The organism is Desulfobaculum senezii, from assembly GCF_054657395.1.
In genome coordinates, this window is sequence record NZ_BAAHYU010000003.1 from 880,802 (window position 1) to 895,792 (window position 14,991).

11 protein-coding genes are annotated in these 14,991 nt (G+C 64.2%); 8 read left to right on the forward strand and 3 right to left on the reverse strand.

Annotated features, from left to right (window positions below; all coding sequences use genetic code 11):
* Positions 1–38 precede the first annotated feature (38 nt).
* Genes ACYQ2T_RS12910 through ACYQ2T_RS12940 form a run of 7 tightly spaced genes read left to right on the forward strand, consistent with a single transcriptional unit; the run spans position 39 to position 8,152 of the window.
* Entirely contained in the window at positions 39–1,259 is a 1,221-nt protein-coding gene (locus ACYQ2T_RS12910) for a protoporphyrinogen/coproporphyrinogen oxidase (RefSeq protein WP_459901091.1), read from the forward strand.
* Positions 1,250–1,999: a glycosyltransferase gene (locus tag ACYQ2T_RS12915; RefSeq protein WP_459901093.1), complete on the forward strand. Its 750-nt coding sequence runs from the start codon at positions 1,250–1,252 to the stop codon at positions 1,997–1,999. Before ACYQ2T_RS12910 ends, ACYQ2T_RS12915 begins: the two co-directional genes overlap by 10 nt.
* Positions 1,996–3,042 (forward strand): SGNH/GDSL hydrolase family protein, encoded by a 1,047-nt coding sequence (locus ACYQ2T_RS12920; protein WP_459901095.1) that lies wholly within the window; start codon positions 1,996–1,998, stop codon positions 3,040–3,042. The genes ACYQ2T_RS12915 and ACYQ2T_RS12920 overlap by 4 nt, the downstream gene beginning before the upstream one ends.
* 1 nt (position 3,043) lies before the next feature.
* The gene (gene asnB, locus ACYQ2T_RS12925) at positions 3,044–4,912 is read left to right on the forward strand and encodes an asparagine synthase (glutamine-hydrolyzing) (RefSeq protein ID WP_459901097.1); all 1,869 of its coding nucleotides are present in this window, start codon (positions 3,044–3,046) and stop codon (positions 4,910–4,912) included.
* Positions 4,909–5,904 (forward strand): glycosyltransferase family 2 protein, encoded by a 996-nt coding sequence (locus tag ACYQ2T_RS12930; protein ID WP_459901098.1) that lies wholly within the window; start codon positions 4,909–4,911, stop codon positions 5,902–5,904. The genes asnB and ACYQ2T_RS12930 overlap by 4 nt, the downstream gene beginning before the upstream one ends.
* A gap of 11 nt (positions 5,905–5,915) precedes the next feature.
* Positions 5,916–7,064, forward strand: a complete 1,149-nt coding sequence (locus ACYQ2T_RS12935; RefSeq protein ID WP_459901100.1) for a radical SAM protein — start codon at positions 5,916–5,918, stop codon at positions 7,062–7,064.
* Positions 7,061–8,152, forward strand: a complete 1,092-nt coding sequence (locus ACYQ2T_RS12940) for a hypothetical protein (RefSeq protein ID WP_459901101.1) — start codon at positions 7,061–7,063, stop codon at positions 8,150–8,152. Before ACYQ2T_RS12935 ends, ACYQ2T_RS12940 begins: the two co-directional genes overlap by 4 nt.
* 107 nt (positions 8,153–8,259) lie before the next feature.
* Here the strand turns inward: ACYQ2T_RS12940 and ACYQ2T_RS12945 are convergent, their stop codons facing one another.
* Positions 8,260–9,780, reverse strand: coding sequence for a mucoidy inhibitor MuiA family protein (locus ACYQ2T_RS12945; RefSeq protein WP_459901102.1), 1,521 nt, complete (start codon positions 9,778–9,780; stop codon positions 8,260–8,262).
* A 411-nt stretch (positions 9,781–10,191) separates the two neighbouring features.
* Positions 10,192–10,524: a hypothetical protein gene (locus tag ACYQ2T_RS12950; RefSeq protein ID WP_459901104.1), complete on the reverse strand. Its 333-nt coding sequence runs from the start codon at positions 10,522–10,524 to the stop codon at positions 10,192–10,194.
* 1,191 nt (positions 10,525–11,715) lie between these two features.
* On the opposite strand from ACYQ2T_RS12950, the gene ACYQ2T_RS12955 reads away from it, so the two are divergent.
* A complete protein-coding gene (locus ACYQ2T_RS12955; protein ID WP_459901106.1) occupies positions 11,716–13,230 on the forward strand; it encodes an L-lactate permease in 1,515 nt (504 codons plus the stop codon).
* 96 nt (positions 13,231–13,326) lie between these two features.
* Here ACYQ2T_RS12955 and pgi read toward each other — a convergent pair whose 3' ends face one another.
* A complete protein-coding gene (gene pgi, locus ACYQ2T_RS12960; RefSeq protein WP_459901108.1) occupies positions 13,327–14,967 on the reverse strand; it encodes a glucose-6-phosphate isomerase in 1,641 nt (546 codons plus the stop codon).
* Between the last annotated feature and the right edge of the window lie 24 nt (positions 14,968–14,991).

The following is a 14,991-nucleotide window of genomic DNA, read 5'->3' on the forward strand; positions in this document are numbered from 1 at the left end:
TTTCAAAGAACCGCCATCGCATGGCAGGGAGCGCGCCCGTGAAGCATGTCCGGTTTGCCATCCTCGGTGCGGGGCCGTCAGGCCTTGCTTTTGCCCATGGGCTCCTGCGCCGTGGCGAGGACTCCTTCGTCGTCCTTGAGGCCGAGGAGGAGGCCGGCGGGCTGTGCCGCAGCAGGCTGGTGGATGGCGCGCCCTGCGACATTGGCGGCGGGCACTTCCTTGATGTGCGCGACCCTGCCGTGCTGGACCTGCTCTTTTCCTTTATGCCCCAAAGCGAGTGGGCGCGGCACGAGCGCCGCTCCACCATCCGCTACAGGGGCGCGGAGATGGATTATCCCTTTGAGGCGAACCTCTGGCAGTTGCCGCTGGAAGAGCAGGTGGCGTTTTTGGTCTCTATTGCCGAGGCAGGATGCACCACGGGAGCGCCGCGGCCCACAGGGTTCGAGGACTGGATTGTGTGGAAGCTGGGCCGGCGCATCGCTGACGAATATATGTTGCCCTACAACCGCAAACTGTGGGGCGAAGACCTGTCGCGCCTTGGCACCTACTGGCTGGAGAAGCTCCCGGACGTTTCCCTGCGCGACAGCATCGAGAGCTGCCTTGCGCGGCGGCCGGAGGGGAAGGTTCCGGCGCATGCCGCGTTCTATTATCCGCGCGCGGCGGGCTACGGCGAGGTGTGGCTGCGCATGGCCGAGGCGCTGGGGGACCGGCTTCTCACCGCGACCCCCGTGCGCGCTGTGGAGCCAGGCACCCTGACGGTGAACGGCCAGTGGCGCGCGGAGCGCATCGTCACCACCATCCCGTGGCCGCAGTGGCGGGAGTTTCCGGGGGTGCCGGATGCCGTGGCGGGGGACATGGCGGCCCTGCGGCATGTGGGCGTGCGTGTGACTCCTGTGGCGGCGCGGCCACAGACGCGGGCGCACTGGGTGTATGTGCCGGACGAGAATGTGGCGCATCACCGCGAACTGTGGCGGCAGAATTTCCTGTCCGGCTCGCGCGGCGGCTGGACCGAGACGGCCCTGCACCGCGCGCCGCAGGGCGAAGGCTTTGCGCATGAGTACGCGTATCCGCTCAATACCGTCCGCAAGCCGGAGCGCATGCGGCGCATCCTTGGCTGGGCCGAGGGGATGGGCATTACCGGCCTTGGCCGCTGGGGCGAGTGGGAGCATGTGAATTCCGATGTGGCGGTGGCCCGCGCCCTTGCCATGGCGGACCGGATGACCGCGCGGGACTGCGGCGGGGAGCGTGCATGCGGCTGACGCTGTGCATACTGTGCTGGAACGAGGTGGACGGATGCCGTCATGACATTCCGCGCCTGCCCATGGACGCCTTTGACGAGGTGTTTGCTTTGGACGGCGGCAGTGACGACGGCACGGTGGACTTCCTGCGGGAGCAAGGCGTGGACGTGCGCCCCCAGCGCCGCAAGGGCTACAATGCGGCGTATTTTGAGGCCGTAGAGCAGTGTACGGGCGACGCCATCGTGTTCTTTCACCCCAAGGGCAGCATTGACCCCGCCTGCGTCTTGCGCTTTCGCGAAGCGTTCGACGCCGGGGCGCAACTGGTGGTGGCCAGCCGCAACGCTCCCGGCGGGCGCAACGAGGAGGACGACACCTTCTTTCGCCCGCGCAAATGGTTTGTGCAGGGGCTGGCCCTTGCCGCCGCGCTGGTGTGGAAGCGTGAAGGCGCGCGCATTGGCGATGTGCTGCACGGCGTGCGCGGCATCACCACCGCCGCATTCTGGCGTATGGGGCTGGAGCGCAGCGGCGTGAGCATTGATCTGGAAATGGTGGTGCGCGCCTACCGCATGCGCCTGCCGCGCGCGGAATTCCCCGTGCGCGAGGGCGGGCGGCTGGCCGGGACAACGCACTTTAAGGCGCTGCCCACGGGTTGGCGCATTCTCTGCTTTTTTGCGCGCGAATTGCGGCGCCGCGGCGCGCGGCGGCCATGGACTGCGGAGTCGGTCATCCCTGCACAGGCCCACAAGGAGGACGCATCATGAGTGGTGGTTTCCGGCGGTGGCGTATCGCCCTTGCGCTTGTTGCGGTGTCGGTACTGTTTGCCGTGGGGCTGGTGGAGGCAACCTTGCGCATTGCCGGGTGGTCCTTTGAGCCGTACCTGACGCAGGTGCAGTTTGGCTGGCCGCACCCCAAGGCCATCCGCGAGGCCTACACCATTGACGATGACCTGTTTTGGGTGACCAAGGACTACGCGGACTCCTTCCAACAGGCGCGCGAGAATCCGCCGCGCATCGTGTTCGTTGGCGATTCCTGCACGCAGATTGGCTCCTACGACAGGCAGTTTGCGGAGTTGGTGGAGGCCGAAAGCCCCGGTAAGAGCGTGCCGTATCTGAATGCCGGTGTGGCCGGGTGGTCGTCCTATCAGGGCCGGGTGCAGGTGGCGCGCGACGTGTTGCCGCTTCGGCCCAAGGTGGTGACCATCTACTTTGGCTGGAACGACCACTGGGCCAGCTTTGGTGTGGAGGATAAGGATATCTCGTCCGTACTGTTGCCCATGGGCCTCAGCCATCTGCGGGTCGTGCAGCTTATGAACAAGCTGTGGGCGACCAACCTCGTCAAGCCCGGTGTCATTACCCTCGGCAAAAACCGCGTCACCGAGGCGGACTACCGTGCCAACCTTGAGGCCATGGTGGATATGTGCCGCGCCGGCGGGGCCTCGCCCGTTTTGTTGACCGCTCCCACATCCCATGAGCGTGGCAAGGAACCGGAGTACCTCAAGCGGCGCTGGCTGCACGACCTTGCGGACCTCATCCCCACCCACCGCCGCTACAACGCCATTGTGCGCGAGGTGGCGCAGGAGCGCGGCGCGGCGCTGTGCGACCTGGAACGCATCTTTGACGCCCTGCCGCGCAAAGTGGTGCGCGAAACCTATTTCCGTAAGGATGGCATCCATCTGCACCCGCCGGGGGACGCCGTCATCGCTGCGGCGCTGTACGACACCCTTCGGCGGAGCAAGCTGATGAGCGCGGTCCTTGCCCCCAAGGACAAGACGACCTCCGTCGCCGCTACGGATGGGGGCGCGTAGCATGTGCGGCATCCTTGGCATGGTGGAGCCGTCCGCCTTTGGTGTGGACGCGGGGACATTTCGCACAATGCTGGACGCCATCGCCCACCGGGGGCCGGACCAGTCCGGCGTGTGGGAGGGCGAGGGGGTGCTCCTTGGGCACCGGCGGCTCTCCATCATCGACCTGACCGAGAATGGCCGCCAGCCCATGCACGATGCCACCCGCCGGGTTGTGGTGGTCTTTAACGGCGAAATCTACAACCATCGCGTACTGCGGGCCGAACTCACCGCCCGCGGCTATAGCTTCATCGGCCACTCGGACACGGAGGTCATCCCCGCCGCGTATTTGGAGTGGGGCGACACGTTTGTGGAGCGCCTGAGCGGCATGTTTGCCTTTGCCCTGTGGGACCGCTCGCGGCGGCGGCTCATCCTCGCGCGCGACCGCTTTGGCGAGAAGCCCCTTTACTGGCGGCGCGAGGGCGGGGCGCTGGCCTTTACGTCCGAAATGAAGGCCATGCGCGGCGCAGTGCCCCTTGGTGAGGATGTGGACGCGCTGTCGACGTATTTTGTGCTGGGCTACATCCCTGCGCCGCAGTGCGCCTTTGCCGGATGGTCCAAGCTGTGCCCCGGGGAGATGCTGGTTTTTGACGCGGCCACCCAGCGCGAGGAGCGCAGGCGGTATTGGAGCCTTGACGGCGCGGTGGGCTCGCTGAACGGCGTCACCTACGCGCAGGCCGTGGACGGCGTGGACCGCGCCCTCACCCGCGCAGTGGCCGAGAGGCTGGAGGCGGACGTGCCCCTCGGGGTGTTCCTGAGCGGCGGCATTGATTCCAGCCTGGTGGCCGCCCTTGCCGCGCGCGAGCATCCGCGCATCAGAACCTTTTCCGTAGTGCACGACGACCCGTCCTTTGACGAGAGCCGCTACTCGCGCATGGCGGCGGAGCACCTTGGCACGGACCATACCTATCTGCCCATGCAGGAGGGGCACGCGCGCGAGGTGGCCGGGGATATTGGCACGCTGCTGGATGAACCTTTTGCGGATATGTCGCTGGTGCCCACGTATTTGCTGTCGCGCCTCACGCGCGGGCATGTGACGGTGGCCCTTGGCGGCGACGGCGCGGATGAATTGTTTTACGGCTATCCCACCCACCTTGCCCACGCCCTTGCCGGGGCTGTGGACTGGCTGCCGCGTATGGTGTTTTCCGGTGTGCGGCGGGGCGTGGATTTGCTGCCCACTTCCTACAAGGACTTCAGCCTCGATTTTCGGCTGCGGCGGTTTACGGCGGGGCTTGGCCTGCCGGTGCTTGAGCGGCACTTTGAGTGGCAGGCCCATGTGATGGCGGGCGAGCGCGAAAGGCTGTTTGCCCATGGCGCTCTGGCCGCGCCGCGCTTCCCGCGCGAGGCCGAGGCCGGATTTCTGCCGGGGGCGGAGACGAGCCGCCGCGTGGAGCGCGCGGACCTTGAATGGTACCTGCCCGGCGACATTATGCACAAGGTGGACCTTGCCAGCATGGCCAACGCCCTTGAGGTGCGCGCGCCGTATCTCGATCATGATTTTGCGCGCTATGTTCACGCACTGCCCGTGCGCTACAAGTGGGGCTGGCGGCGGACCAAGAGCGTGCTGCGCACGGTGGCGGAGCGGTATTTGCCGCGCGAGATTGTGCACCGCTCCAAGCAAGGCTTTGGCTTTCCCCTTGGGCGCTGGCTGCGGCGCGAGCTTGCCGGAACCATGCGCGAAGCGCTGGCCGAAAGCGAGCTTGCCGCGTGTGGGCACTTTACCCCGGGCTACGTGACGCGCCGCATTGAGGAGCACGTGGACGGCCGCCGGGACAACAGAAAGCTGCTGTGGGCCATGCTGGTCTACATGCAGTGGAGGAGGGCGTATCTGTGAGCGCGCATCCCGTGGTGTCCTTCGTCATTCCCACCTACAACTGCGCGGCGGTACTGCGGGAGTGCCTGACGTCCATTGCGGCGCAGGACTATCCGCCACAGGCCGTGGAGGTGCTCATCCTTGACGGCGGCTCCACGGACGGCACGCGCGAGGTGGCGCAGGAGTACGGCGCTACGGTGCTGGAGAATCCGCACGTCATCCATCCCAAGGGCCGCCCCATTGGTTTTGCCGCCGCACGTGGGGAATTGGTGTGCTGCCTCGACAGCGACAACGTCCTCGTCGGCGCAGACTGGCTGACGCGCATGACCGCGCCCTTTGCCGACCCGGACATCTGCGCCAGCGAGCCGCTCAACTACCTGGCGCGCGAGGGGGACAGCGTGCCCACGCGCTACTGCGCCGCCATTGGCGGGGACGACCCGGTGGCGCTGTACCTAGGCTATTACGACAGATTTTCCGCCGTCACCGGCGACTGGACGGGAGCGCCACGCACCGAGGAGGACAGGGGAGACTACATTAAAGCGGTGCTGACGGACCCGGACCGCATTCCGCCCCTTGGGGCCAACGGCTTCATTGTGCGACGGGCGGACCTGATGCGTGTGCCGCATGCGCCGTTTTTGCATGTGGATGTGGTGCACCAGTTGGTCAAGAGCGGACGCAGGGCGTTCGCCAAGGTTCGGGCCGGGGTGGTGCACATCCACGCCGGTGACGCGGAAGCCTTTGTGCGCAAGAAGAAGCGGCGCGTTATGCGCCGGGTGGACCGCGATGTGCGGGCGTTTTACTCCTACCGCTTTACCCTGCGGGACTGGGCGCGGCTGTTTCTGCGGGCGGCGCTGGTGCTGCCCCTGTGGCGCGATGCGCGCCGCGTGCGGCAGGTGGACCCGGGGCTGGGGCTGTTTCACCTGCGCATCACCTACCGGGTGCTGGCCTTGTACTGCATGACGCGGCTTTTTGGACGGCTTGCCGGGGGCGGAGACGCCTACGAACGGGTGTAAGGACAGAGGGCATGGACGAAAAAAAACTTGGATTCCGCCAGAGTGTGGCCCTTGGCCTGCGGTATTGGCCGACCTTCATCAAGCTGCTGCCCAAGCTGTATGTGGAGCGCTTCAACCAGCGCAAGGAGCTGGGCTTTCCGCGCATCATCACAGTGTTTGCCACGGAGCGGTGCAATATGCGCTGCCCTATGTGCCTTGTGTGGAAATCGCGCGAGCAATTTGGTGCGGACGGCGAGACCATCAGCGCCGAGTCCATGCGCCCTGTGCTGGACGAGGCCGAGCCATGGGGCACGGGCTTTTACTTCACGGGCGGGGAGCCGCTCATGAACCGCGAGGTGCCGGACATCATCGCCATGGCGTCGCAGCGGCGGCTTTTGACCGGGTTGACCACCAACGGCCTGCTGCTGAAAAAGCGCGCGCAGGAACTGCTGGACGCGGGGCTGACCTTTCTCTCCGTGTCCATTGATGCGCGCGAGCCGGTGCACGACGCCAACCGGGGCCTTGAGGGCGCGTTCGCCCACGCTGTGGCGGGCATTGAGGCCATGCAGGACATTGCGGCGCGCCAGCGCTCCGTATTTCCCATCATCAAGCTGAACGCGACGTTTTTTCCTGAAAGCCTTGGCGATTTGGAATATCTGGTGGCCCTTGCCGGACGCCTTGGCGTGGCGGAGATTACCTTCCAGCACCTCAGCTTTGTGGATGACGTGTGCCGTGAGCCCCAGCGCCACTACGCGGAAAAGCTGCCCTATGGCGATTCCTTCCAAGGCATGGACGTTGGCGAGCGGTGTTTTTCTCCAGAGCAGATTCAGCGCATTGCGGCCTTTATGGCCAACGCGCCCGAGCTGGAGGCCCAGCACGGCGTGAAGGTGGGCTTTGGGCCATCGACCAACAGCGTGGAGGGCTACTATACGCCGGGGTTCCCGTCGCGGCAGTCGTTCTGCTCCATTCCGTGGTCGGAGCTGAGCATCCGCGCCAATGGCGATCTGGAGATGTGCCACGGGCACGTCATCGGCAACATCACGTCCTCGCGGGTGCACCGCGCATGGAAAAGCCCGGTTGCCAAGGAGTTCCGGTCCTTCATCGCGCGGCATCCCAATGCGCCGCCGTGCTACCGGTGCTGCGCCCTGAAATACCACTTTGCCGAAGGGGGAACATCATGACCATGCACCAAAGCGCCGTTGCCGCCATGGTGCTGGCGCTGTGCCTGCTGACGTGTGCGGGCGCGGCCCGCGCCGCGGAGGACGCCCCGCCGCCGGACCCGCGCACCCTGATGGTGGACATTGTCCGCGACCCTTCCTTCACCTTGGAGACGGGCGTCTTTTTTGCGGACCAGAATGAGGAGGGCGCGGCGCTGCTTGACGCTGTCATGCGTGAGCGCGGCGTGAGCGGGCGGTTGCTCCTGAAAAAGGACCGTGAGCAGCCGGTGCAGATGACGCAGACGCTGACGGATTTTGCCCTGCCCATGATGGAATTTCGCAAGGTGAGTCCCGTGCGGTACCGCATCCGCGTGCACGGCGCGCGGGGCGGGTTTCCGCTGTTGGTGAACGAGACTTTCCATCCGCAGTGGCGGCTGTACCTGCGCCCCTTTACGCCGCAGCCGCGACGGCAGATGGACGCCCTGCTGGCGCAGTACCGCGTACTGGAAGGCAACGAAGCCGGGCAGGCCGCGCCGGAGCGTGTGCGGGAGTTTATCGGCAAGGGCTGGGTGAGCACGCTGGGCGACGGCGCAGAGAAATCGCGCAAGCATTACGGCTTTGATGAGGACGGGCGCGACTACGTGGACCATGTGGAGACGTATACCGTGGACTTTGTCTCCCGCGCCTACCACCGCAGCATCCAAAACGACAACCTGCCCGCCGGGACCTACGACGAAAACTGGGGCGCAGGGCACATTGCCGCCAATGCGAAGGAGTGGCTGAACGTGGATGAGCCTTTTGCCCCGGCGCATTGGACAGCCTCGTCCGGGACGGGGGCCAGCTATCAGTGGCCCGCGGAGTTGCACTGGGTGGTCAACGGCTTTGCCAACAGCTGGTGGGTGGACCCGCGCCTTGTGCGCCTGCTGCCTCAGGCAACGGAGAACCAGCCCGGCTACTGGCGCGAGGGCCCGGAGGGCATCGACTTTGAAGTTGTGGTGGAATTTGAGCCGCAGCGGTATTTTTTAACTGGTGCGGCCATCAGTCTTGGCACCCTTGGGGTGTGCCTTGTGGTGCTGGGCTGGTGCTGGGTACGGCGGCGCAGGGAGCGGTAGCGCTGGGCGTTGGCGCTTTTCACGCAGGCCAAAGTTGAGGCAAAAAAGAAACGGCGGGCCGTCCCTTATGGGGCGGCCCGCCGCTGTGTGGTGCATGGATGCGGAGACTAGCGTCCGCCGAGGTCGAGGTGCATGTCCTTGGGCCACTCAAGGGAGTAGCCGTACTGGATGCGCTCCTCTGCGCCGGGGGCGAGGGTGGCGGTCCAGACGGCAAGGCCGTCCTCCTTGTCCGCGCCGCCAAGGCGCATATCCACGGAGATCGCCTTGTCGCGCAGCTGGGGCAGGGCGTCCTCCACGCGGATATCCACCGGCGTGGCGTGCTGGTTGCGCACGGTGAGGGTCCAGTTCCAGTCGTAGGTGTTCTTGGTGGTCAGGAACCCTTCACTGCCGGAGGTCTTGTCGTCCGTGGTCAGGGACACGTTAAGGAACGGGTCCGCGCCGAAGTAGAGGTCTGCCGTGGTCTCGTTCATGGCAAAGCTGCGCTTGTGGATGAAGGCCGAGTCCAGAAGGAACGAGGCCTCGCCGCGCGGCAGTCTGGGGGCGGCGTCCAGCTTGATGGCGGCGTGGACGTAGGCGCGGTCCGATACCTGCGGGCGGATGATGGCGTCAAAGTCGGCCTTCCACGTCAGGCGGCGCAGGGCAATGCGCCGGGTGTCGCCGGACTGGATGGACACGGTGCCTGCGTCGTATTCGTCAAAGGCGGTGCGCTGGGTGGCCTGTGGCCCGCCAGCAGCGGGGGCGGCCATCATGGCCATTTCCACATTGGCGTCAGCGGCGCGCAGGGTTTTGACGCGCGGGCGTACCTGCACAGGCTGGATGACCCACGGGCGGTTTTGCGGGGGCACCGTGCCGCCGGTAAAGCGCGCCGTTGACAGAGTGAGGGCGACGTCCTTCCACTCCTGCCCGCTCTTCTGGGTGATGACGGCGTCCCACGCCACATCCACAGCGCCCTTCTTCGGATGGGCGTTGATGACGTAGTGCGCGGACCAGCCGCAATTGTTCAGGCGGTAGGAGTACATGGCGCGCGCCGTGGCCGCGGGGTGCCCGGAGAAGCGGGCAGTGACCAGCCAAGCGGTGTCGCTGCCGCCGGTCAGGTCGTTCAGCTTGCGGCGCAGGCGGGCGGCCTTCTGTTCGGCGTCCTGAATCTGCGGAATCAGCTCCGAGGCCGCGCGCAGGGATTTGAGGACGCCTGTGTGGATGGCGGTGGCAAATTCCGAAGCGTCGCGTCTGGTGACGGCGGTGCTCAGGGACTTCCAGTAGTCGGCCGTGGCGGTGTGTGCGGCGCGGGCGTCAATGAGGTCCTGCAACTCGGCAACGGCCTTGGCGTGGGCCTCGCGCGCGGCGGCGATGCGGGCTTCCTCCTGCCGGACGTCTTTGTCGACGCTGAGATCCTTAAGGGTCAGGTCGCCGGCGTTTTCAAGGGAAAAGCGCAGGCTGTTCGGGTCCGCGGAGTGGGGCAGGGTAAAGGTCGCCGTTGCGCCCCCTTCGGTCTGCGTCAGCGGCAGGGTGGCGGTTTCGGTAACGCGGGCAAAATCGGGATAGACGACCGCCCGAACCGGGGCGGCCAAGGCGCTGAGCGCCGGGTAGAGCGCGATGACAGCGGCACAGATGACCGTGAGTAGGCGCATGATATCCTCCTGAAAAGTTAACGGCAATGCTGTTGCCGGACAGTCCTTCAGGTGTATCGTCAGCGGCAGGGGTGGTCAATATGGCGGCGTGGGTTTTGCGGTGCAGGGTGGAGAATGTCTGGCGTGGGCGGGGCGGCGCGGCCCTCTCTGCGTGCCGTTGGCGGCAGGGCGTGTTGCGGCGCTATATGGTGAGCCGGCGGCGCCGTACACGGCAAAACGGTGGGCGTTTGCTGCGGCAGGGGACACATCCGGGCCGCAGCGCGAAGGGCGATGGGCGAGTGCGCCCTTATGCGCCGGGCGGGGAGGGGCGCCGGGCGGCAATGGGGGCCGTGGCGCGCGGGCTGCCGTCCCCAGCTGGCGCGGCGGCCCACAGAATGGGCCATACGCCGCGCCGGATGTGGCAGAGAAGAGTTAGACGTCAATGGTGCGCGAGGACCAGTCCTTGTGCGTGAAGTCGTAGGCGGTGAGGGACAGGGTGCCGTGTGGGGACCAGTCCTTGCCGATGATGATGCCCTTGCCGTCCTCGTCCACCACATCGGCAAGCAGGTCAAAGACCGACGAGCGGTTTTCCTCGTCATCCTCAAACATGGGGGCCGCACCGCTGATATAGACTGCCCCGGAGCCGTCCATGTGCTGGTAGGAGACTGTTTCGAAAGCGTTATTCAGAAGCTTGTTCACCTTGCTGAAAGACCATTCGCCGATGCCGTAAACCCAACCTTCGTACACAGTGCATCCCTTTTCCATCGCAAACTCTCGCAAATGCTTTGGCCCGGTGCGGGCGGTTGTTTGTGCAGGCACGGGTGTATCGTGCGTCCTTCGTCATACTGCGAGACGCGGCGCGGCTCAAGGCTTCATCAGCATTTTTTGGAGCAATGCCGCAAAACTGGCCGTTGCCAGTGCTCTGCGCGGACTGGCGGAGGGCAAAAGTTTCGGATTGTAAAATCCCCCGCGCGCGGGTGCGGCTGCGCGCGGCTGGGGAGGGGGCGCGGGGGCTGGTCGCCCGCACCTGTTGGGCCATGGCTGTGTGGGGCGTGCGCCTGCGGGGCGTGCAGGCATGGAGCAGGGTGTGCCGCATGGATGAACGCGCGCCGCCCCACGGTGGGCATTTGGCATTGGGGCAACGGAAAAGCACATGTTTTAAGCTGGTTAGCGTGGAAAATGTCGCGCATGGGCAAATTCCTTTGCAAAACGAAAATCGGCAACTGCCCGGATTCTCTGGCGATTGGGTCAAGAGATCGGAAAAATGGACGTTTTGAAAGGCTTTTCTTTCTGCTGCGGTGGTGCTATGTGGTGCTGCATGAGAATGCTTAAAGCGTGCTTTCATCCGGAAAGGAGTCTGGGACCAGTCATGAAGAAAAAACCCATGCTGGCGCTTCGCATTGTTCTTGGCGTGGCGCTCTATGTGCTGGCCGTACTGCTTTCGGCGTCCGTCGTGAAGGCATAGGCTCAGGACATCCGGCAGTGCCGCGGCATCTGCCTGAAACAGGCCGCAGTTCCCATTTGCGTGGGAACTGCGGCCTGTTTTGTTTTGCGCTCTGCAGTAATCTTTTTTTTGCAATGCATGGGTACTCTTGTGCGGGGCGTTTCGGCGGTGGGGTGTGTGCTCAAAATGCGTAAGCAACAGATGGCGGAATGCAGGAATATCCCCGTATGACGGGATTGTGTGAACTTGCACAAGCTTGACTTTCGCTGAGCTTTCTGGTCATTCACTTTCGCTGTTGTACACGAGGAAATTCGTGTGGATGGCCTGCAATACTGTTTGTGCAATCAAACAGCTTTGACGCACAGAACTGTTTGAGCGCACAATCAGTGCCTTCCTGCAGGGGAAAAGTGCTCCGGATTTGTGCCGGGGTGAGCAGGTGCAGGGATTGTGTGGGGTCCGCGGCTGGTAGGGCCGCATGTTGTGTAAACGTCATGTTATCTGGAAGAGGTACAATGGAATTCCTGCAATTCGGGGTGGCTATCCTCCCTATCATCTGGCTCATGTTCTCGCTGGGCGTTCTGCGACTGCCCGCCTACAAAACCTGTACGGCAACCCTTGTCGCCACCCTTGCCATTGCCGTGTTTGGCTGGTGGCAGATGCCTGTAGCGGACGCCGCCGGCGCGGCGCTGGAGGGCGCCGCCCTCGCTGTGTGGCCCATCATGATCGTCATCATCGCGGCCGTGTTTACCTACAACCTGTCCATCGCCACCGGCAGCATGGAAATCATCAAGGGCATGCTCTCGTCCATCACCACGGACAGGCGCATTCTCGTGCTGATTATCGCGTGGGGCTTTGGCGGCTTCCTTGAGGGCGTTGCGGGCTACGGCACCGCTGTGGCCATTCCCGCCAGCATCCTTGCGGCCATGGGCTTTAATCCGCTGTTCGCCGCCATTATCTGTCTGGTTGCCAACACCGTGCCCACAGCCTTTGGCGCCATCGGCATTCCGGTGACCACCATGGCGAGCGTGACCGGCCTGCCCGTCACGGAGCTGAGCTATTTCACCGCACTGCAGCTCACGCCGTTCATCATGGTTATCACCTTCCTGCTGGTGATGCTGACGGAAAAGAGCGTGCGCGGTGTGAAGGGTGTGTTCTTTATCACTCTCGTGTCCGGCGTGTCCTTTGCCCTGCCGCAGCTGATGGTTGCCAAGTACCTTGGCGCGGAGCTGCCCTGTTTGGCGGGCAGTGTGTGCAGCATGGCCGTCACCACGCTGGTGGCGCGTACCATGTACCGCCACACCGCCGGCGAAGCCACGGACGGCACCTCCGGCCGTGACAAGTTCATGGCGTGGCTGCCCTACATTCTTATTTTTGCCTTCATCATCCTGTGCAGCAACCTGTTCCCCGGCATCAAGCATGCGCTGTCCAGCGTGAAGACCACCGTTGCCATCTACGGCGACCATCCCTTCACGTTTAAGTGGATAGCCACGCCGGGAACGCTCATCATCATTGCCACCTTCCTTGGCGGCATGCTGCAGGGCCAGTCCTTTGGCCGCATTGCCGGGATTTTTACCAACACCACCCGCCAGCTTGCCATGTCCGCTGTGACGGTTATCGCCATTGTCGCCATGGCAAAGGTTATGGCCTACAGCGGCATGATCAACACCATCGCCGTGGTGGTTGCCGCCGTGACCGGCAGCTTCTTCCCGCTTATCGGCCCGATGATTGGCGCGCTTGGCACCTTTGTGACCGGCTCCGATACGTCCTCCAACGTGCTGTTTGGTAAGCTCCAGTTGGAGATTGCCCGCGAGATTGGCGTGGACCCGCGCTGGCTGGTTGCCGCCAGTGCTGGCGGCGCAACCGCTGGCAAAATGATTTCGCCCCAGTCCATTGCCGTGGCTACAGCCGCTACCGGCCTTGTTGGCTCCGAGGGTGAAATCCTTGGCCAGACCGTCAAGGTCTGCATCGGCTACCTTGCCCTGTACGGTGTGCTGACCTACGCGGTCATCATGCTGGGCTTCGTCTAGCCCGCAGGACGTCTTCGCCCACGGCGAAAACGCGTCAAAAAAGCCCCCGCATCGCTGAGCGATGCGGGGGCTTCGTTATGTCAGGTGGCCGCGCCCTTAGCGGCGCATGGACTTGTAGGCGTTGATGAGGGCGTTGGTGGAGGCGTCGTGCGAAGCCACGGGCACGTCGTCGTGCAGTTCCTTCTGGATGGTGGCGGCAAGCTGTTTGCCCAGTTCCACACCCATCTGGTCAAAGGAATTGATGTCCCACAGCGCGCCCTGCACAAAGATTTTGTGTTCGTACAGGGCAATAAGCGCCCCAAGAGTCGTGGGCGTCAGCTCCCGCATGAGGATGGTATTGGACGGGCGGTTGCCGGTGAAGGTCTTGTGCGGGGCAATGGCGTGAATGCGGTCCTTGTCCGCACCGGCACGCTCCATCTCGCGCGCCACTTCCTCGGTGGTGCGCCCGTGCATCAGGGCCTCGGACTGGGCGATGACGTTGGCCATGAGCACATCATGGTGCTGGCCCAGCGGGTTCAGGCTGCGCGCGGGGGCGATAAAGTCGCAGGGGATGAGCTTGGTCCCCTGATGGATGAGCTGAAAGAACGCGTGCTGACCGTTGGTGCCGGGCTCGCCCCAGATAATGGGGCCGGTGCTGTAGTCCACGGGGATGCCCTCGGCATTGACGGCCTTGCCGTTGGATTCCATATCCCCTTGCTGGAGATAGGCGGGGAAGCGGGCGAGGTATTGGTCGTAGGGCAGAATGGCGTGGGTGCCGCAACCGAAGAAATTGTTGTACCACACCCCTAACAGGCCCATGATGACGGGGATATTCTTCTCCAGCGGAGCCGTGCGGAAGTGTTCGTCCACCTCAAACGCGCCGCCTAGCAGGTCCTCAAAGCGGTCCATGCCGATGCTGAGCACAATGGACAGCCCGATGGCGCTCCACAGGGAATAGCGCCCGCCGACCCAGTCCCAAAATTCGAACATATTGGCGGTGTCGATGCCAAAGGCGGCCACGCCCTCGGTGTTGGTGGACAGCGCCACAAAGTGCTTCGCCACCGCGGTTTCGTCGGCGGTGGCCTGTTGCAGCCACGCCTTGGCCGAAGCCGCGTTCATCATGGTTTCCTGCGTGGTGAAGGTCTTGGAGGCGATGATGAACAGGGTGGTTTCCGGCGAGAGGGGGCGCAGGGTTTCGCTGAGGTGCGTGCCGTCCACATTGGAGACAAAGTGGACGCGCGGGCCGTCGGCGTAGTGCCCAAGGGCGCGGACCACCATCAGCGGCCCAAGGTCCGACCCGCCAATGCCGATGTTGACCACATCCGTGATGGGTTTGCCGGTAAAGCCCGTCCATGCGCCGGAGCGCACGCGCTGGGAAAAGTCCTTCATCTTGGCGAGCACGGCGCGCACGCCGGGCATGACGTCCTTGCCGTCCGCGAGGATGGGGCGCGAGCTTTGGTTGCGCAGGGCCACGTGCAGCACCGCGCGGTCCTCGGTGAAGTTGATGTGTTCGCCTGCGAACATGGCATCGCGTTTTGCAGTGAGGCCGCGCTCCCTGGCAAGGGCAAGGAGCAGGTCCATGGTCTCCTGCGTGATGCGGTTTTTGGAGTAGTCGAAGAGGATGTCTTCCAGACGCAGCGAGAACGATTCGAACCGATGGGGATCGGCGTCGAACAGTTCGCGCATGTGCACGTCCTTGATGGAATCATAGTGCGCCTTCAGGGCCTTCCAAGCCGCCGACTGCGTAAGGGTTGTCATGACAGTTCCTCTATATGTGGTTTT